This is a genomic window from Chryseolinea soli, from assembly GCF_003589925.1.
Lineage (GTDB): Bacteria > Bacteroidota > Bacteroidia > Cytophagales > Cyclobacteriaceae > Chryseolinea > Chryseolinea soli.
On sequence record NZ_CP032382.1, the window covers coordinates 4,682,397 to 4,700,447 of the forward strand.

Below are 18,051 nucleotides of genomic sequence, written 5' to 3' on the forward strand. Positions count from 1 at the left end.
CACCAGCCCATGGGTTTAGACACCGTCGAACTGCTCATCAACATGGAGAAACGTTTTAATATCTCCATCCCCGACCAGGAGGCTGGGCAAATCTATACCGTTCAGGATTTTGTGAATTGTATCTATGCCAAAATTTCAATGCACCCAGAAAAGGCGATGGATATAAGAGAGGTCGAGCGAATAGTCATCCACATCGTGAGTGAATCCTCCGGCATACCGGTGAGTGAAATCAAATTGACCCATAGCATCACCGATGATCTCGGTTTGGATTAAATGCGATTCGGATAACGAACGAACTATTTTTTACCCCGCTTCAACAAAGTTTTTCTTGTACCGGTCTTTTTCGATGCCTTCGCGTCTTTATTATGGGCCAGCGAAAGATCGATCCAATAATCGAAATCTTTTTTCGATTTTATCCCGCTTTCATCCACCAGAACATAACCGATCATCGGCCGGTTTGTGAAATCCATCGTCCGGCAACCTTTCTTTACAATAGCCTGCGCGTGAAAATTTTTATCGATGCGGCACATCAATTCGTCCTTCATCACGCCAACGCACATTTTTCCATTGTACATGAATACGAGTCCACCCATCATGGTTTTCTCTTCCACGTGGCGGAGTTCGTTGAATCGTTCGCGAATGCGGTCGGCCAATTTCTCGCTGTAGGCCATGGTGTTTTACGTTAGGTCGTCACGAAAGTCCACATACTTCTTCCATACCGTATGAACGACTTCCTTGCTGAGAGGTTTCGAAGCATAGTGGTCCACCATATCCGATTGCGCAGCCTTCTGTTTATCGCGCGGATCGAGCGAACTGGAGAGCATGCAGATGATACATTTCTGCTTGTGGGTTGAGAAGCTTTCTCTGAACTGGTCGATGAACTGCCATCCATCCATGCCGGGCATGTTGATATCCACGAAGATCAGTGAAGGCCATTTCTTTTCGCGCTGAAAGGCCGACAAGGTCTCCAACGCTTTTTCAGCCGACTGGATGGAGAGCACGGACTCCACGCACCCGGTTTGACGGACCATAATGGTGTTCAGAACGTTGACTACATCGTCGTCGTCGATCAGCAGGGCCAAATTCAGTTTTTGATGATCCTCCATTACGGTATGGTGAAGTTGAAGACGCTTCCCTTCGGTGTGTTTTGTTCCACCCAGATCTGCCCGTTGTGAAGCTCGGTTACAATCTTGTGGCATTGTGCCAGGCCCAGGCCATTGCCTTCATACATACCCCGGGGATGGAGCCGTTGATAGAGTCTGAATATTTTTTCATGATGCGTTGGATCTATTCCGATGCCGTTATCGGCCACAAGAAAATTCCAATATTCGCCTTTTTTGATACAGGAGATCTTCACCCGCGGCGGCTCTTTGCTTCTGAACTTTAAGGCATTGCTGATGAGATTTTGAAACACGATCCGCAGTTCCATGGCGTAGCCCATTAACGCGGGCAATTCATCCACTTCAATGGTGGCATCACAGGCTTCTATCAAATGGCTGAGATCGGCGCGCACCTCTTTCAGGATCTCGTTGCAGTCGACTTTTGACATCACATTTTCTTTTCCGATCCGGGAATACTCCAGCAGTCCCCGGATGAGACCCGACATCCGGGTAGCGCCTTGTTGGATGTAGCCGATGTATTGCGAAACTTCCGGATCCGGATTTTTCGAGAGTTTATTGCTCAAGAGAGAAATGAAGCCTTGTATCGTGTTAAGCGGCTCCTGCAGGTCGTGTGAGGCCACATAGGCGAACTGTTCCATTTCAGTATTTTTCCGCTCCAGCTCGTCGGCGTACTTGGCGATGCCCTCCGCTTTCTTTAGTTCTGTGTTGTCGATGTGGCAACCGATCATGACAAGCGGGTTGCCTTGCTCATCGCGTTCGACAATATTTCCCGAACAGATCACCCACACGATCGACCCGTCCTTGTGTTTATATCGACATTCGATCTCAAAAGGGATCAGGCCATCGGATTCAATGTGTTTTGCCAGCAGTGCATAGGTGTCGGGCAGATCGGAAGGATGCATCAGCCTGTTGATGGTCTCGGTCGAGTTCTCTAATTCCGAGTCTTCATAGCCCAGCATGGCCTTCAGGTGCGGGCTGATGAACATGGTGTTCTCCGGGATGTTAAAGATCCAATAGCCCGCCAGTGTGCTCTCCGTAATGCTGTTGAACAAAGCCTCTTTCTCTTTCAGTTGGTGGCGCACGGCTGAAAGTTCTTTCTGAAGGCTTTCCAGGGTGATGGATTCGTCCTTCATACTTTGTAAGCCCTCGCAACCATCGGCATGGATTCACCAATAGGGTCATGCAGATCCTTAAACTCCGGATTTTCCTTCACGATGAACATAATGAACAAAGGCAGTCAAATGAATAGGGGTGCGGCAGTTTGAGAATTCGCTAACCTCTTTTATCCCATCGTTCGTATTCGACAAAACTGCCTCCGCGAAATTAGCGAAATGCCCTTGAATTCCGTACGCTGTCCTGAAATTCGCGACAGAAAATTCAATGGCGATTCTCGTCTGCGCTTTTGCTGAACCTCGCCACCAGGTACCAGGTGATCAGGATTTGTAGAAGTATAAATGTGGGTAGAATGGCAGGGTAGAGGATAAATACATCCAACGCCTTCCCCGACGCGAGCATCACAGGCAGGTCGAATATGTTAAATAGTATAATCGCCGCTAAAAGCCGCTTGTTGCCTTTGAAATACCACCAGCAAAATATTCCGTAAAGAAATTCCAGGACAAAGTTCAGGAACGGGAATGAAATGATGCCCAGCCCCCAAACCGGCGTCTCGCTGAACGGCGAAAGCCTGATGTCCTTCTCGTGAAAAAGAATATCCAGCGCCACATGCGACAGCACGCCCAACGCAAAAGGCAAGGCCAAGGGCTTGTTCTTGACGATCCAGCGAACTATGCCGTAGGAGATCAGCGACAACAAGAGGCTGGAGAAGATGGAGTGTGAGTAGGGAAGAAAATCGAGATGAAGTTTCCCGTCCCGCACAGAAAAATGTTCGATGCCCAGGTAGTTAAACGCGACCCAAAATAGTTCAACGACTTGGGTGGAGATCAGCAGGGGTAGAATGGGGACGTTTGGCCGATCTTTTTTGAGCAGCAAGCTGGTCGCCGCGTGATTGATTGCATACATAAGTTCTGAATTTTATGTACAAATCAACGCGGGTAATACCTGGTATTTTTTGACCTAGGTCAAAAAGCGAAGACGTTCGGTTTGCGCTATTGGTTTAAGGATAATTTCCGCCTGATGCGGCTAAGCGTCTCCTGTTTTATGCCTAAGAAAGAGGCAATATCGCCGAGCCGGGCAGCTCTGTATACTTCCGGGTAAACTTTCAGAAACCATTCATACTTGTCTTTGGCGGGAAGATGGATAATTTTTTTCAGGAAGTAGTCTCTGTCCATACAGGCTTTCTCGAGTGCTTTCCGTCCCATCACATTTAGAGAAAGGCTCTGCGCATAGAGCTTTTGCAGCGCATCAAAACGGATCAGGAACAGCTGGCAATCCGTCACCGCTTCAATGGATTCATAGGCCGGACGTTGCGAATAGAAGCTGTGGTATGAACTGCAGAATGTGCCGGGGCCGTTAAACTCCGTGGTTATTTCGTTGCCTTGGTGATCCAGGTGAAAGGTTCGCAGATAGCCGCTTTCAATGAGCGCCAGGTGAACACTAAGTTGCCCTTCGGTGATAAAGTATTCTCCTTTTCTGAGCTGGCGTGCCGACAAGGATTCTTTAAAGGCGATCAGTTCGTCGTGCGGTAATCCCAGGCCAGTGAATAGTTTGTCGCTCATAGGCAGAGTTGTTAAAAATCAGGACGCATCCGTTTGAAATGTCATTGTCCATTCAAACCTTTCGCATCATGCATCTGCAAAACATGCATTAAAGATAATGTATTAAAGAATTCAAAGTTTTTATCTATTATTGACGCTACGTTATCTATCATGAATGGTATGAAAAAAATTACGTTACTGCTCTTTTTAGTGATTGCCGGAAAGGCGTTCAGCCAGCAAGCCTATCCTCCCATCGATCTGGATCTTATCGTTTCCTCCATAGACGCTGCTTCGGGACGGCGAGAGTTATCGCTTGAACTCCTTGCCACGAAGATCTCCAAAGATGACCGGGTCAGGATGGAGAAAGCCATCGAAGATCTGAATGTTTCCATTTCGCGCGACCGGACCAACGCCACGCTCTTCCTCGAGCGCGGCCTGTTGAAGAAACAATTGAGCATGTGGCTGGATGCCACGGCGGATGTAGAGCGCGCATTGCGAAACGATCCCAAAAAACATGAGGCCCATTTCTATCTCTCCGAATTGTGGATGATGCAAGGGGGGCGCTACAATGCCCTCACAGAAATCGAGCAGTACATCAAACAATACCCCGACAGTGCAAAAGGCTTCTATCAAAAAGGTCTTGTCCTGACTTTTCTCACGCGCGCGAAAGTCCGCAACTTCAAGGACCAATGCACGGAATCTATTCCCGAGTTTGAAAAGGCGATCGCGCTGAATCCCAATTACCGGGAAGCCTTGTTGGTGAGGGGTTACTGCAGTCAGTTCCTTGCGCTCTTCGAACTTGCCCTGGCCGACTACGACAAGGTCTTGGCAAGCCACCCGGATGATAGCCTCGTGTATTTTTTAGTGGGGAGTTTTTACGACGAACGGAAAGACGTTGCGAACGCCTGCAGCAGCTACACAAAAGCCAGGGACCTCGGTGCTAAAGTGCCCGATCGCATCCTGAAAAGAATTTGCCCCGGCAAGTAGACCGGGTTCGATCATTTGCTCCTTACGATCGGGGCTACTCGCGTGCCGATCAATTCGATGGACTTGAGCAGTTTCTCCTGCGGAAGATGCGCGTTGTCCATTTGGAACGTCAGCCGGGAGATGCCACCCAGGGCTTCGCTGTGGCGGATGATCTTCTCCGCTACTTCTTCCGGGTTGCCCACGATCAAAGCACCTCGCGGGCTGGCCTGCGCGTCGAAGTGAGGTCTCGTTACCGGCGGCCAACCGCGCTCCCTGCCGATCTCGGTAAAGGTGCGCGCATATCCGGGATAGAAATCATCCAACGCTTCTTTTGTGGTGTCGGCCACGTAGCCGAGGGAATGCAATCCCACTTTCAACCGGTCGGGAGAATGGCCGGCCTTGGCGCCTGCTTCTCTGTACATATCGATCAGCGGGCGGAACCGATGTGTTTCCCCTCCAATCACCGCCACCATCAAGGGAAGTCCAAGGGCTCCGGCGCGAACAAACGATGCGGGCGTGCCGCCAACGCCTAGCCATATCGGTATGGGATTTTGTACAGGCCGCGGGTACACAGCCTGGCCGGTGAGCGGCGCACGGAATTTGCCCGACCAATTCACGCGTTCGTTGTCGCGGATGGTCAGCAGCAAGTCAAGCTTCTCGGCGAAGAGCTTGTCGTAGTCCTGGATGTTCAACCCAAACAGCGGGAACGACTCCGTAAACGAACCCCGCCCCACCACCATTTCGGCGCGGCCTTTTGAAACCAGATCCAACGTCGCGAAATTTTGAAACACCCTCACCGGGTCGGCCGCGCTCAATACCGTGACGGCACTCGTCAGCCGGATATTCTTGGTGCGGGCCGCGGCAGCTGCCAGGATCACCGTGGGCGCCGAGTCCAGAAACTCGCGGCGATGATGTTCACCCACCCCAAACACATCCAACCCCACCTGGTCGGCCTGTTCTATCTTCTCGAGCAGGTGGCCCATGGCCTCTATTGCATAAATGCCCGTGCTGTCAACTTTATCTTTTTGTATGGCGGCAAAACTGTCAATTCCAATTTCCATGGCTAATGTCCCAATAGGTTTGGTTATCTACATTTTTTTCTTGGGAAATGTTCCATGGACGAGAAGGATTTAAAAAATGCGTTAAGCTCCACAAACCCTCCGACAACGCACATCATTCCGCAGGCACAAGCTTCCTCTGGCCTCGCACGTGTTCAAGGAACCCCGTGGATAGCGCACGGGATTTGGCTGCATTTCGAATCGGGGGGTACACTATCGGTGTTGACGGATGCTTACATCAACCCGTGTGCAGCATGTTACCAATACTTGACCGTGTTGTACAAATCATTCCATTCGGGGTTGAACCCGACGATCAGTTCGATCTTTTTTATTCTTGAATAAGTCTTGAGTTGTTTTTCCCGGGCGATGGCTTCTTTGCGGGAATCGAAGGTTTCATAATAAACAAGCTTATTGATATTGTATCTCGCAGTGAAGCTACGCGAGTTGACTTTTTCTCTGTGTTGGGTGATCCTGGCGTATAGGTTTGACGTGGCGCCGACGTAGAAGACGGTGTGGCGGTTATTTACTAGGATATAAACACAACAGCCCTTGGCCATGGTGTTAAAGTAGTGGTTCTTTTTTGAAACTGCGAAATGAAAGAAGTACTTCGGGCGTAGGTTTTAAAAAAGGCGTGCCAGCGACATGACGGGGTTTGCCGGTGTTCGTTTCATTTCGTGCGCAGCATATCCGGTTTCATTGCTGTCGGAATTCGGGATGTCTTGAATTGCGGGCGTACGGTTTTATGAAGATTGTGCCTGCGACATTGTCGGTGATAAAAAGAAAAAGCACCTCAGGGGTGCCTTTTCTTTTTATTATGACCGACAACTCACTCACCAACCAAAGATCTGTTTCAAATTAGGATTCAAAACAACTTCCGGTTGGGGTACGGGGCGGTAGTAATACTTGGGCTCTGCAAATTCGCCACGATCCGGGTCGGTCACGCAGGTGCCGCTGGTGCCGTTGGAAAGGTAGAAGGAGGCATCGCTGCCTTCGGGGCCGACGCGGTAGTAGATCAGTTTTACTCCGAGGGAGTTTTCCTCTTTGTCGCCTTCTTCGGGGATGGATTCGGACTCGGCGATGAGGATGATGTCTTCAATGCCGTCGCCGGTCAGGTCGTATTTGCCGAGGCCGGGGAAATACAAGCCTTCCAGTTCTTTTTCGATGAGCTTGCCGGCGTGCCAGCGCATGAGGTCATCGAAGCGGAAACCTTCCAGGGCGAGTTCCACTCTTCGTTCTCTCCGGATCTCGAGCAACACATCGGCCATGGCGCCGCTCACGTTCGGGTATTGGGCATGCAATACGGGGTCAGGCGTGGGGGCCATGGTGAGGTGGGGCATGGCGACGCGGTCGCGGAGGCTGTTGATGGAAACATCAAGATCCCCTTGGGTGAGCACGCCAAGTTCTGCACTGGCTTCGGCATAGGTGAGCAACACTTCGGCAAAGCGGAGAACGGGAATGTCGGTGCTGTTTTGAACCGTTACATCAGTGTCATTCACAAAGCCTTTCAATTGGTGATAGCCCGAAAAGTTTTTGGTGAGTTGCTGGACATAGATGCCGGCGCCTTGGGCATACGTGGAGGAGTTGATAAGTTCCCAGCCTGGATAGGCATAGGTTTGATAGAGGCGCGGGTCGCGATCCTGAAACTCCTCTACGAATTGTTTGGTTTCATAATTGGCCTGGTTGGTGTATGGAGTTCCGTCGGTCATCAGGTAGGCTTGCAGCAAGTCCTTGCCCGGGTTGGATTCATAGTTGCCAAACATATACCCCCACCAACCGCTGTTGAGCAGATCGTTTTGATAGAGCCGGCTGAAGATTACTTCCGGGTTACCCGACAGATCCGTGCTGACAAAAAGTTTTCCGTAATCTTCCATAGGGTTACCGTTGGAGTACAACGAAAATCCACCGCCGTCCATGATCGCTTTCGAAACGTCACGGGCGATCTGCAGATACTTGTCCGCTGTGCCTTGCAATGAAAGTTCGTCGTGATATTTCCGGAAGGTACCTTCATAGAGTGCATGCCGGGCGTAGTAGGCGCCGACAACCCATTTGTCAACAGGGCCTACGCGCGGATCGTCTTCAACATGCTCCCAGGCAAAGGCATAGTCTTCAAAGATGTGGTCCACCACCGTGGCTCTTGGGTCGCGTCCTTTGTACAGGTCGGGATCGTTGCTGGTCAATGTCCGGTCGTACCAGGGCACATCGGAGTAACGTTTCACTTTCTCCATGTAGAATTTTGCCCGAAAGAACCGACCCAATCCTTCATAGTGATTCTTTGTGGCGTCGTCAACTTGAGCCTTTCCGAAGTTATCCAGGAAGTAATTGACTTTTCTCAGCTGCGCCCAATCGCTAACCGGACTCCAGCCGTCGAGAACGGTGGCGGGCGTTGGTGAGCCGAGCATCATATTCTTGATCTCCGTCATGCCGGTAGTGGCAGCGTTGTCGGTCGACCGGTCGTCGATGTAGATATCAAATCCTTCGAAGTCATAGAGGCTGTTGATATAGATCTCCAGGTCCTCGGCGGTATTGAAGAAGTTCTCCTTCGAGATCTCGGTTTCGGGTGCGCGTTCCAGGAAATCATCGTTGCAGGACTGGACGCCCAGCAGCAGGGTAACGGCGAGTAATACGATATATTTTTTCATGTCTTTAGATCTTTTGGGTTCTTAGAAACTCAATTCAAGTCCAAATGAATATCTTCTTTGGAACGGATAGGCATAGCCCCAACCCGAACTGGTCGACAGTGAGGGGTTGGTTTTGTTGACGTTATCCGTAATGGCTTCCGGATCAAAATACTTTTTCAGGGCCGACCACTCCGTGAGGTTTTCACCACTCACATAGATGCGCAAACGGTTTATGTGCACGCGTTCCAACACGGCACGCGGGATGGAGTAGCCAATAGTGAGGTTCTTCAAGCGAAGGTAGGCTGCACTCAGCATGTAGCGGGTCTGGGGTATTGCCAACCCTTGTGACTGGTCGACGCGCTCGCCTAAGTTGCGGTCGGCAAGCCAGGCTTGCAGTACAGGATATTTGGCATCGGGGTTTGCCTCGGCAAGTCCCGCGTTGATATACGATTGTGAATGCTGGGCCATTTGGGTCGGGCTGTCGTCCGCTCCGCGGTAGAAATCCAGCAGGTGCTCATAGCCGCCGGCATAGGGCTGCTGATAGAATCCCCAGTAGAGATATTGCAAAGGATAGTAGTCCATTTTGCCAACACCCTGGAAGAAAATACGGAAGTCGAAGCCATTCCATTCTCCACCCAGGTTGATGCCATAGCGGTAGCGTGGCAGCATGTTGCCAATGACGGAGAGATCCTTGGGATCATTGACGGTCGTCCCCTTTTGGATCGTATGATCGCCATCCAGATCCTGATATTTTGGCCATCCCGGCACGATGTTCAGCGCGCCCCAGGGGATGATGGAAGTTTGGTCGAGGTTGTTGATCTCTTCCTGGGTTTTAAACAGGCCATCACTCTTCAATCCCCAGATCTCGCCCAGTCGTTGTCCCTCATAGAATTGCGTGAGGTTCTTGTTGGGGTTGTCAAACCGGGTAACGTACGAGCGGTTGTCCGACAAGATGAATCTGGCGTTGAAGTGGAACGGCTTTGCCGCTACCGAAAACTCGTCGTCATAGGCCAGGGACATTTCCCAGCCCTGCGTTTTCAGGTCTGCTGCATTTTCGAGCGGCGGGTTTGCTCCAAAAACACCGGGAAGGGTTTTTCCAGGCATGAGCATGTCTTTGGTGTCGCGTCGGTAGATATCAAACGTCGCGCTGATGCGTTGCTGGAGGAAGCCCAGGTCGATACCAAGATTTCGGGTATAGACTTTCTCCCAGGTATAGTTGGACGATACTGGTGCAGGTGCCGAGATCATCGTCGGGCGGGCGCCGTCGAAAAGGTAGCTGGCGGTGCCGGCGTACATCAATTCGCGATATCCATATTCTCCCACACCGGATTGATTTCCCAGCGCGCCGTAGGATCCACGCACCTTGAAGGCGTTCACTACACCTGACAACGGTTCCCAGAAACTTTCTTTATCCAGCCTCCAGGCAGCAGAAGCCGACGGGAAAAATCCAAAGCGTTTGTCCTTTGGGAACTTGGACGAGCCATCATAGCGTCCGTCCAATTCCACGATGTAACGATCGTTGTAGATATAATTCAGGCGGTAGAAAGCTCCCCGGATAGACCAACTCTTGATTCGCTCGCCAACGGTAGGTATGCCGGTAGCCAGCTGTGGTGTGGGGAGTGCAGTGGAGATCACCCCGGTCCGGGCCATCGTCGTCGTTCCGAGATTACTGAATTCCTGGTTGTATCCAACAATGGCATTGAAGTAATGACGGCTCAAGGTCTTTTCGAACGTAGCATATGTGTTCGATACATAATAGCTATAGAAGGCAGCGGACCGGTAGGCGGTGTTGCTGCCTTGCGTACGGATGTCGCCGGGACCGTATCCGATGTCATATTTCCGTTGATAGCTTGTGGAGTCGGTGTTGTCGCGGCGCACGGTGAAATCAGAGTTGATGCGCAGCATTCGGTTAAAGAATGAAAGCTCCCCGCTGAACGTGCTTTGAAGCATATTTATTTTATTGTTGGTCTGGCCGCCGTTGGTGAGCTGCGCGCCGAGGTATCCAACATCGTTGTTCGCCCAGGTCCCATCGGGGTTTTTGTCCCAGCTGGTGGGGGTAAGATTGTAAAGGTTTTGGAGGTCCATATAGAAAGGCTTCACCCGGTCGGTGAAGGCCACCGAGGTGTTGTTGCCGATTGAAAGCCACTTATAGGGTTTGAAATTTATTTTTCCCCGGAACGAGTAACGATCAAATTTGTCTTTGGCCAGTTTGAGGGCTCCGTTTTGAGAATCGTATGACCCGGAAAGATAATAAGACGTGTTGCCCGCCTTGCCGGATAACGACAGGTTTTGACGTTGCGACACGGTGGGATTGTCGAGGTAGTATTTTGTCCAGTCGCGATTCCCCATGTATTGCCATTGGGTGTTGTCGTTTGGATTGAGCCGCACGGGCGCGCTGGAGTTTGGATCGTCAGAGCGTTCTTTTGCCCATTGGTATTGCTCTGCCGTATAATTGACATAATCCCAAGGCGTGTTGTCCGTTGACGTTTCCTGCAACCGCATATAGATGTAGGGATCGGTTATTTTATTGGGAAGGATGGTGGGTTTGCTCCATGAAAAATTGTTCGTGTAGTTCACCTGGATACCATCTTGTGTGCCGGTTTTGGTCGTGATCAGGATCACACCATACGCTGCCCGGGCGCCGTAGATCGCCGCCGACGAAGCATCCTTCAAGACGGAAATGCTCTTAATGTCTGCCGGGGCAATAAAGTTGAGATCTTTGGGATCCATAGGCACATTGTCCACCAGGACCAGGGGCTGTCCGTTAGCACTCAGGGAGGTGATGCCCCGGATATTAATGTTGGGTGTACCGCCTGGCTCGCCACTCAGAAAATCGACGTTGAGGCCGGCCACCGCTCCTTGTAGGCCCTGACCGACATTCGTAATGGGTCGAGCCTCCAGCACTTTCCCTTCGATCGCATCGACGGCGCCGGAAAGATTCGCTTTCTTCTGCTCTCCAAAGCCGACGACCACCACTTCCGCCAGGGAGGTCGTGTTCACTTTGAGCGGAACATTGATCATCGTTTGGCCGCCGACAGGTATTTCTTCCGTCAGGTAACCAATGAAGGAGACCACCAGCACGTCGTTGGCTCCGGCTTCCAGCGAAAACTTCCCATCCACATCGGTAATCGTGCCCTGGGTGGTTGACTTGATCAAAATATTGGCCCCTACGATAGGGGTACCGTCAGCGGCGTCGGTGATCGTGCCCTGAACGCGTGCGCTTTGTGCCATAACCGGGAACGACGCAATGACCATGAGCACCATGCACACGGTCATCACTCTTGTCGCGGTTAGCATCTGATTGTAGAAATGATCCATAATTTGGGTTTTGGTTGAGTTTGATAGGTTAGATCCAAATGGGTATTCAAATGTATCGTTTCAAAATAGATTGAATGACCATTCAATTAAATTTAACAGATTCTTCATATTGGAACAAATTCATTTAATTTACTTTGACAAAAGTTTAATACATGGGAAGAATAAGCCTCAAAGACACCCGCCAGAAAGAAATTATCCTGGCATTTTATACCGTTGCGAAAAAAATAGGACTCGAAAATGCCTCGATTGCCAAGGTGGCCGACCATATGGACATCAATCCCAGCCTGATCGTACACTATTTTAAAACCAGGGAAGCGTTGTTTTCCGGACTCATTGACTTCATTTTGGAGCAATACAGCGACATTTACAAAACAAACGGGCAGGACTATACCAATGCCCGCGAACTGAAACAGCTCATCGACAACCTATTTTCAAGAAAATGGAACAAGCTTTTTGACGACAGCGTGTTTTACAGTTGTTATGCGCTGGTCTACAGGGACAAGAAAATACGATCGGCCTTCAAAGCCCTGCACGATTCCCTCCGCAAGCTGCTGACGGACGCCCTGCAAAAGGCCAATAAAAACGGTGTGATCAGCATCCGCAACGAAAAAGAAACGGTAGAGATAATTTTTGCGCTCATGGAAGGAGCCTATTACTACCTGGGCATGATAGATTCCAAAACAGACTATACCCGCAAACTCAACATGCTGAAAAAACATGCGCTTCTGCAGTTGGGATTGTAGCGGCAGTATATGAAATCAAGTTGAACCACCTTTCTTCGCTCGCTGAAGCTTTAGCGAAAGCTGGGCGGCTTAATATATTATAGAGCACGTCAGCGCTCTTTATTAATTATACACTTTCTGTTTATCGCTTGATTTTCAAAATACGAAGGATAGAAAGACTCGCGATCACCACCCAAATGACATTGACAAACAGGTTGGGCGTATCGGATTTATGATAGGAAAGGACGACCAGGCAAATGCCTCCAAAAGCATTCAACGCGTGATAATTTATCCGGTCGGGCTTCATTTTGCCCAAACTCAATAAACCATAAGCAACAACATAGGCCACTACGCCGGCCCACCCGATAATTTCTATCATTACGCTATGTAGAAGAGCCGTTTAAAAAAATAATCATTCAATAATTGCGGATGCTTTTGGGTGTCCTAACTAATTTTCAATTTTGAACAGTTATTCAATATATTACGATTTACAAAAATTACGCATATCCCTTTTATGATAAAAGTTAAATTTCTGTTATCTATTCTGTGTTTTCACCTGGTCGTTTTAGGACACGCGCAACGCAAGGCGGTTTTTATTATTCTTGACGGCATACCGGCGGACGTGATCGAAAAAGTTGAAACGCCCGTGCTCGATGAAATTTCCTCCAAAACGGGGTACACACACGCATACCTTGGCGGCGAAAAAGATGGCTACAGCCAATCGCCCACCATTTCGGCCGTGGGCTACAACCACGTGCTCACCGGCGTTTGGACGAACAAACACAATGTTTGGGACAACGACATTGAAGCGCCGAACTATCACTACTGGAATATTTTCCGCATCGCCAAAGCATCCAACCCGAATGTAAAGACCGCCGTGTTCTCTTCGTGGACCGACAACCGCACCAAACTGGTTGGTGAAAACTTGCCGGCAGCCGGCGGCGTGAAACTGGATTATTCCTACGATGGATTGGAATTGGATACCGTGCGTTTCCCCCACACCAAAGACGCGAAGCACATGTCCGATATCGACGAAGCCATATCGACCGAAGCCGGAAAATACATTCTCGAAAACGGGCCGGACCTCTCGTGGGTGTACCTGGAGTTCACCGACGACATGGGCCACATGTACGGCGACAGTCCCTCGTTTTATGATGCCGTGAAAAAAGCCGACGCGCGCGTCGGTAAAGTATGGAACGCCATAAAAGAACGCGAACGAAAATTTGGCGAAGAGTGGATGATCGTCATCACCACCGACCACGGCCGCGGCGCAAAAACCGGCAAAGATCATGGTGGCCAAAGCGATCGCGAACGCACCACCTGGATCGTCACAAATGGCAAACCGCTAAATGCCCGCTTCCACCAGACACCTGGCGCGGTCGACATCGCGCCTTCCATTCTTACGTTTATGAATCTCTCTATTCCGGAGGATATTAAAAAGGAGATCGACGGTGTGTCTTTTATCGGCGATGTGTCGGTCAGCAATCTGAAAGCCATTCGCACCGGCGACAAGGTCGAACTGAGCTGGAGCGTACTCAATCCAACCGGTGAAGTGGAAATTCAGCTCGCGACAACGAATAATTTTGCAAAAGGAGGGATCGATACCTACACTACTCTGGGGAAAGCGCCGGTCAAGGCAGGTAAATACACGTTCAACCTTCCTGCGCCGGCATCAGCCGATGTCTACAAAATATTGATCAAGGCCCCTTTTAACATGACCAATACCTGGGTTGTGAAAAAGGATCTCAAGAAACGCAAAAGCTGACGTCAAAACCGGAGGATCCCGCGTGTGTTGGCTTCACATGATTTGAGGAAGCAAACGCGCGCGGGTAACAGCCGGTTAGAAATACGAGGAAAATCCAAATTGGAAGCCGGCGGTTTTTGAAGCGGGGTTGCCCAGGATGTCGACTTGCCAATTGTAGCGATAGTTCAGACGGATCACCGTTTGTGATGTGGGCCTCCAACTGATCCCCGGCACGATGGAAAAGAAATCTTCCCGGATGTTGCCACCGGTTTCCATGAACGTGCCTTTGTTCCAATCCACATACTCGATCCGGAGAGCGGCGTTGACAACCGATCTTTCAAACCCGAGCAAACTTCCTTTTCGGATCGGTTGAACCACGTCCATATATCCACCCACCTGACGTTTGCCATATTGCTGGCTATAGGAATCGGGAACGTCAACATGAACAAAGGCCCACTCGGCTCGGATGTAGGTGTTTGTCACCGGCACCGTGGAGGTGAAATCGACGGCCCAGGTGTCCACTCTTCTTTTCTTGTCGATGATCAGGCCGTCTTCCTGGAATTTATTATAGACTCCGCCCATATAGGAAAGACCGAGTTCGCCGATTCGCTTGTTGCGCAGCGCGACCTTGGCGGTGATCAGCGGCTCACCGTTAAAGCTTTCTTCAAACCGGTCGGCGTTCAGTTTTGTGGCAGGAAGGAACGTTTTATTTTCCGCGTTGCTGATGATCTTGTCGTCAAAGCCGTTGGTGAGATACACTTCATAGGCATAGACCCAGTCCTTCTTGTACAACTTCCCGTAAAGACCAAACCCCACGTTGCTCCACGTGGCCGGCAGCATTTGTGTGGCAGAAATAGGTCGGTCAATAAATTCCCATTTGGGGCCGTCATGGTTTTGGTTGAACGCCCCGATGGGGTTCATGATCACCCCACCGCGAAGATTGAGCAAGGGATGGAATTCAAAATCGACGGAAGCAAATTCAATGTTGATTTCCTTTGTGCCGTCTTCGAATTCAATTTCAGACAAGAATTTTATTCGTCGGTAGATGCTGGAGGCAATAAACAATGTCAACCGGCGCATCTGAAATTGGTGTCCTTCCGAAACGCCATCGGTCCCGAGGTGTTGCCAGTTTGCTTCCACGTATCCGCCCACGGCAACCGGCAATTTGCCCACCGAGAGGAACGGCCGGTTGTAGACCGCGTCCATGTTGAGGAGCAATTTCGTAGTGTCCTTTGGAGCACGTCGCAGCAGCGTGGAATCGATCTGGCCGCTCGCGCGAAAGGTTAACAGCAACAAAACAAGTATACCGAAGAGTAAAGGTCTTTTCATGATTGTCGTAGGTCTATTTTGATCTTGCCATCACCCACCGTGACCGGGAATGATCTTAAATTTTTCTCCGCAGGCCCCTGGCTCACCGTGCCCTTGTTGTTGAATTCACTGCCGTGACTGGGGCAATGCAAATGATCGCCCGAGGCTTGCAGTTCGGAACCCTGGTGCGTGCACTTCATCCACAAGGCGCTGTATTCATTTTCCGAAAAGCGGTACACGTAGATGGGAAACTCCAGCGTATCGTTTTGCACCAGGATATAGGGGCGTATAACGGTCTGCTCTTTTTTGAGATAGCTGAATTCAGAAAGTGGCACAACGATCCCATTGGCTTCGACGGTGCCCGTGGCGTAGTGTGTACTCTGGCAGTTTGTTAAGACCAGGGGAGCGAGGCTGCCGCCGAGACAACCCAGGCAGGTTTGCCGGATAAATTTTCTTCTGTTCATACTATTGCCCCTACAGGTTTTCGAGGAATTGAATCAATTTGGTTTTGTCATCGTCAGAAAGATTCACATACCGCTCTCTCGCTTGCGTGGCCTCTCCGCCATGCAATCGGATGGCATCTTGAATACTTCCTGCGCGTCCATCGTGTAGGAGGAAATATTTTCCGCCTTGCGAATTTTTTGAAAGCCCCAAGCCCCACAGCGGGGGCGTTCGCCATTCGTAGGTTTTTGCTGATCCTTCCGTATAGCCATCGTCTAACTCCGGACCCATATCGTGTAGCAACAAGTCGCTATAGGGTGCAAATACTTTATGGGCCAATGCGTTGATGGAAGAATTTCCCGTTTTCATTTCGGGCCGGTGGCATTTGGCGCAGCCCGTGGTGTTGAAGATCTGCGCGCCCGAAACGAGTTCGTCCTTTTGTCCGCGGGCAATGGGCGCTTTTAGGGTCTTCAGATAGAACACCACGTCGTTGACTCTTTGGTTGGGAATTTCGGGGTCGATCTCCAGTCCCGAATAAGTGTCGTAAGGTTCGTAGGTTGTGGTGATGCCGATGTCTTGATTATAAGCCGTCACAGTTTGTTGAAGGAGATCGTAGGTGGCGCCCTTTTTGCCAAAGCGGCCGATATACTTTTCGTCCTTTTCGACACTGCCTTCACGGGGCGTAACATATCCTTTTAATGCGATCCAGTTGGCCACGCCGCTGATGCCATCACCATCCTGGTCGTCAGGGTCGGCCCAGCTGAGGATCTCTTCGTCGGCCACCGCATCGATGAAGCCCAGGCCTGTGTTGGCGGGCGGTGTAAATTTTGAGAAGGGAGCACCAGCAGGAATGTTTTCAGGGGCATACCCCGGGAGGGCCCGGTGCTGCAATTGGGGACCGCCCATATTTAAAAAGAGATTGCCTCTTTCGTCGCTTTGGCCAAACCGGGTGAGGGTGGTGAAGGGATGACCTTTGCCATCGCCCGCATGACAACTGCCGCATGACGTGGCGACAAACAAGGGCCCTAAACCATTTTCGGAAGTGAAAATGTCGTTGTTGAAGGCTGCATCGCCGTTCAGAAAATGCTGATTCTCAGCCGCAGACAGTCCTTCCACGGGACCGTCCAAAAGGGAATCGCTTTCGCGTGCGCCGGGCTCGAATTCGGAGCAGGCCGCGCCCAGTATCAAAAATGCAAAAAGGCTCGGCCGGGAAAATATTCGGGTATTCATCGAACAAAAGTACGAATGTTAGAATTAAAATGTTAGATGAATCTAATAAAATAAATTTAATATTCTTACCCAGAAATTGCGATTTTTGACATAAATCGAGGCTATGGGGTCATTAACGGAAGAAAACTATATCAAATCGATCTACTCCTTATCCGGCGAAACCGGCGAAGTTTCGTTTACTGACCTCGCCCGGAAACTGGAAGTAAAACTTCCCACGGTCAACAGCATGGTAAAAAAGCTGGCCGTCAAAAAGATGATCGTTTATGCTCCCTATAAAGGCGTGAAGCTCACCGAAAAGGGAAAAAAAGAAGCGCTGTCGATCATTCGAAAACACCGCCTGGCCGAGTTGTTCCTCGTGAAAGTGATGGGATTGGGATGGGAAGAAGTGCACGACATCGCCGAGCAACTGGAGCACGTGGACTCACCGCGCTTTTATGACCGGATGGATGAATTGTTGAACTTCCCCAAAGCCGATCCCCACGGCGAGCCCATCCCGGATACGGATGGAAAACTCCCTGCAAAAAAACACATCGCCCTGAGCGAAGTCGCGGAAGGAAAAACCGTAAAGATCATCGCCGTGTCGGTCGATGAAAAACCTTTCCTGGATCTCCTCAATATCAAACGCATCCACATCGGCGACACCATCACCATCCAAAAGCGCGAACCCTTCGACGGGTCCCTCGCGATCCTGAAAGCCGGCCACGAGATCATCCTAAGCCAGCAGGTAACGGAGCGGCTGTTTGTCGAATGACATGGCGGGCTCCGGATCCATCCGCGTAGTTGCGGTTAACTTTCCTTAAAAAAGGATTATCTTTAATCATGCTCATCACCTGGCGGTCCCTATGGCCGGTTAGCTGTAGTCATCCGTCTA

18 protein-coding genes are annotated in these 18,051 nt (G+C 50.4%); 5 read left to right on the forward strand and 13 right to left on the reverse strand.

What is annotated here, in order from left to right:
- The first annotated feature begins 9 nt into the window (after positions 1 to 9).
- Positions 10 to 273, forward strand: a complete 264-nt coding sequence (locus D4L85_RS35070) for an acyl carrier protein (RefSeq protein WP_119755952.1) — start codon at positions 10 to 12, stop codon at positions 271 to 273.
- Between the two features lie 23 nt (positions 274 to 296).
- Here the strand turns inward: D4L85_RS35070 and D4L85_RS19920 are convergent, their stop codons facing one another.
- The 5 genes from D4L85_RS19920 to D4L85_RS19940 form a co-directional block, all read right to left on the reverse strand.
- Entirely contained in the window at positions 297 to 671 is a 375-nt protein-coding gene (locus tag D4L85_RS19920; RefSeq protein ID WP_119755953.1) for a TfoX/Sxy family protein, read from the reverse strand.
- 6 nt (positions 672 to 677) lie between these two features.
- Positions 678 to 1,106, reverse strand: a complete 429-nt coding sequence (locus D4L85_RS19925; protein WP_160143868.1) for a response regulator — start codon at positions 1,104 to 1,106, stop codon at positions 678 to 680.
- Positions 1,106 to 2,254, reverse strand: a complete 1,149-nt coding sequence (locus D4L85_RS19930; RefSeq protein ID WP_119755955.1) for a sensor histidine kinase — start codon at positions 2,252 to 2,254, stop codon at positions 1,106 to 1,108. The genes D4L85_RS19925 and D4L85_RS19930 overlap by 1 nt, the downstream gene beginning before the upstream one ends.
- Positions 2,255 to 2,498: 244 nt before the next feature.
- Positions 2,499 to 3,140, reverse strand: coding sequence for a metal-dependent hydrolase (locus D4L85_RS19935; protein WP_119755956.1), 642 nt, complete (start codon positions 3,138 to 3,140; stop codon positions 2,499 to 2,501).
- A gap of 86 nt (positions 3,141 to 3,226) precedes the next feature.
- Positions 3,227 to 3,796, reverse strand: a complete 570-nt coding sequence (locus D4L85_RS19940; protein WP_119755957.1) for a Crp/Fnr family transcriptional regulator — start codon at positions 3,794 to 3,796, stop codon at positions 3,227 to 3,229.
- 159 nt (positions 3,797 to 3,955) lie between these two features.
- On the opposite strand from D4L85_RS19940, the gene D4L85_RS19945 reads away from it, so the two are divergent.
- On the forward strand, positions 3,956 to 4,762 hold the full coding sequence (locus D4L85_RS19945; RefSeq protein ID WP_160143869.1) for a tetratricopeptide repeat protein: 807 nt from the start codon (positions 3,956 to 3,958) through the stop codon (positions 4,760 to 4,762).
- Between the two features lie 11 nt (positions 4,763 to 4,773).
- Here the strand turns inward: D4L85_RS19945 and D4L85_RS19950 are convergent, their stop codons facing one another.
- The 4 genes from D4L85_RS19950 to D4L85_RS19965 all read right to left on the reverse strand — a co-directional run bounded on the left by D4L85_RS19950 (position 4,774) and on the right by D4L85_RS19965 (position 11,735).
- Positions 4,774 to 5,802: an LLM class flavin-dependent oxidoreductase gene (locus D4L85_RS19950; RefSeq protein WP_119755959.1), complete on the reverse strand. Its 1,029-nt coding sequence runs from the start codon at positions 5,800 to 5,802 to the stop codon at positions 4,774 to 4,776.
- 254 nt (positions 5,803 to 6,056) lie between these two features.
- The gene (locus tag D4L85_RS19955) at positions 6,057 to 6,356 is read right to left on the reverse strand and encodes a GIY-YIG nuclease family protein (protein WP_119755960.1); all 300 of its coding nucleotides are present in this window, start codon (positions 6,354 to 6,356) and stop codon (positions 6,057 to 6,059) included.
- A 273-nt stretch (positions 6,357 to 6,629) separates the two neighbouring features.
- Entirely contained in the window at positions 6,630 to 8,438 is a 1,809-nt protein-coding gene (locus tag D4L85_RS19960) for a RagB/SusD family nutrient uptake outer membrane protein (protein WP_119755961.1), read from the reverse strand.
- Positions 8,439 to 8,459: 21 nt separating this feature from the next.
- Positions 8,460 to 11,735 carry a SusC/RagA family TonB-linked outer membrane protein gene (locus D4L85_RS19965; protein WP_228450543.1) on the reverse strand — a complete coding sequence of 1,092 codons (3,276 nt, stop codon included), beginning with the start codon at positions 11,733 to 11,735 and terminating at the stop codon, positions 8,460 to 8,462.
- Positions 11,736 to 11,887: 152 nt separating this feature from the next.
- Between D4L85_RS19965 and D4L85_RS19970 the strand changes: the two genes are divergently transcribed.
- A complete protein-coding gene (locus D4L85_RS19970; protein WP_119755963.1) occupies positions 11,888 to 12,478 on the forward strand; it encodes a TetR family transcriptional regulator in 591 nt (196 codons plus the stop codon).
- Positions 12,479 to 12,599: 121 nt separating this feature from the next.
- Here the strand turns inward: D4L85_RS19970 and D4L85_RS19975 are convergent, their stop codons facing one another.
- Positions 12,600 to 12,836 carry a CBU_0592 family membrane protein gene (locus D4L85_RS19975; protein ID WP_119755964.1) on the reverse strand — a complete coding sequence of 79 codons (237 nt, stop codon included), beginning with the start codon at positions 12,834 to 12,836 and terminating at the stop codon, positions 12,600 to 12,602.
- A gap of 135 nt (positions 12,837 to 12,971) precedes the next feature.
- On the opposite strand from D4L85_RS19975, the gene D4L85_RS19980 reads away from it, so the two are divergent.
- Positions 12,972 to 14,222, forward strand: a complete 1,251-nt coding sequence (locus tag D4L85_RS19980) for an alkaline phosphatase family protein (protein ID WP_119755965.1) — start codon at positions 12,972 to 12,974, stop codon at positions 14,220 to 14,222.
- A 75-nt stretch (positions 14,223 to 14,297) separates the two neighbouring features.
- Here D4L85_RS19980 and D4L85_RS19985 read toward each other — a convergent pair whose 3' ends face one another.
- From D4L85_RS19985 to D4L85_RS19995, 3 genes are read right to left on the reverse strand one after another with little or no spacing between them, the layout of a single operon-like run.
- A complete protein-coding gene (locus D4L85_RS19985) occupies positions 14,298 to 15,530 on the reverse strand; it encodes a hypothetical protein (protein WP_119755966.1) in 1,233 nt (410 codons plus the stop codon).
- Complete coding sequence (locus D4L85_RS19990; protein WP_119755967.1) at positions 15,527 to 15,973, reverse strand: QcrA and Rieske domain-containing protein; 447 nt, start codon at positions 15,971 to 15,973, stop codon at positions 15,527 to 15,529. The genes D4L85_RS19985 and D4L85_RS19990 overlap by 4 nt, the downstream gene beginning before the upstream one ends.
- Before the next feature lie 10 nt (positions 15,974 to 15,983).
- Positions 15,984 to 17,180: a di-heme oxidoredictase family protein gene (locus tag D4L85_RS19995; protein ID WP_119755968.1), complete on the reverse strand. Its 1,197-nt coding sequence runs from the start codon at positions 17,178 to 17,180 to the stop codon at positions 15,984 to 15,986.
- Between the two features lie 103 nt (positions 17,181 to 17,283).
- On the opposite strand from D4L85_RS19995, the gene D4L85_RS20000 reads away from it, so the two are divergent.
- Positions 17,284 to 17,931 (forward strand): metal-dependent transcriptional regulator, encoded by a 648-nt coding sequence (locus D4L85_RS20000; RefSeq protein WP_119755969.1) that lies wholly within the window; start codon positions 17,284 to 17,286, stop codon positions 17,929 to 17,931.
- Positions 17,932 to 18,051: the final 120 nt, after the last annotated feature.

Bases quoted from the DNA above. Each gene is read 5' to 3' on its own strand.
- D4L85_RS19975 (WP_119755964.1), bottom strand. From the start codon at position 12,836: ATGATAGAAATTATCGGGTGGGCCGGCGTAGTGGCCTATGTTGTTGCT.
- D4L85_RS19955 (WP_119755960.1), bottom strand. From the start codon at position 6,356: ATGGCCAAGGGCTGTTGTGTTTATATCCTAGTAAATAACCGCCACACC.
- D4L85_RS19935 (WP_119755956.1), bottom strand. From the start codon at position 3,140: ATGTATGCAATCAATCACGCGGCGACCAGCTTGCTGCTCAAAAAAGAT.
- D4L85_RS19920 (WP_119755953.1), bottom strand. From the start codon at position 671: ATGGCCTACAGCGAGAAATTGGCCGACCGCATTCGCGAACGATTCAAC.
- D4L85_RS19940 (WP_119755957.1), bottom strand. From the start codon at position 3,796: ATGAGCGACAAACTATTCACTGGCCTGGGATTACCGCACGACGAACTG.
- D4L85_RS19945 (WP_160143869.1), top strand. From the start codon at position 3,956: ATGAAAAAAATTACGTTACTGCTCTTTTTAGTGATTGCCGGAAAGGCG.
- D4L85_RS20000 (WP_119755969.1), top strand. From the start codon at position 17,284: ATGGGGTCATTAACGGAAGAAAACTATATCAAATCGATCTACTCCTTA.
- D4L85_RS19960 (WP_119755961.1), bottom strand. From the start codon at position 8,438: ATGAAAAAATATATCGTATTACTCGCCGTTACCCTGCTGCTGGGCGTC.
- D4L85_RS19930 (WP_119755955.1), bottom strand. From the start codon at position 2,254: ATGAAGGACGAATCCATCACCCTGGAAAGCCTTCAGAAAGAACTTTCA.
- D4L85_RS19950 (WP_119755959.1), bottom strand. From the start codon at position 5,802: ATGGAAATTGGAATTGACAGTTTTGCCGCCATACAAAAAGATAAAGTT.
- D4L85_RS19980 (WP_119755965.1), top strand. From the start codon at position 12,972: ATGATAAAAGTTAAATTTCTGTTATCTATTCTGTGTTTTCACCTGGTC.
- D4L85_RS19970 (WP_119755963.1), top strand. From the start codon at position 11,888: ATGGGAAGAATAAGCCTCAAAGACACCCGCCAGAAAGAAATTATCCTG.
- D4L85_RS19965 (WP_228450543.1), bottom strand. From the start codon at position 11,735: ATGGATCATTTCTACAATCAGATGCTAACCGCGACAAGAGTGATGACC.
- D4L85_RS19925 (WP_160143868.1), bottom strand. From the start codon at position 1,106: ATGGAGGATCATCAAAAACTGAATTTGGCCCTGCTGATCGACGACGAC.
- D4L85_RS19995 (WP_119755968.1), bottom strand. From the start codon at position 17,180: ATGAATACCCGAATATTTTCCCGGCCGAGCCTTTTTGCATTTTTGATA.
- D4L85_RS35070 (WP_119755952.1), top strand. From the start codon at position 10: ATGGGTTTAGACACCGTCGAACTGCTCATCAACATGGAGAAACGTTTT.
- D4L85_RS19985 (WP_119755966.1), bottom strand. From the start codon at position 15,530: ATGAAAAGACCTTTACTCTTCGGTATACTTGTTTTGTTGCTGTTAACC.
- D4L85_RS19990 (WP_119755967.1), bottom strand. From the start codon at position 15,973: ATGAACAGAAGAAAATTTATCCGGCAAACCTGCCTGGGTTGTCTCGGC.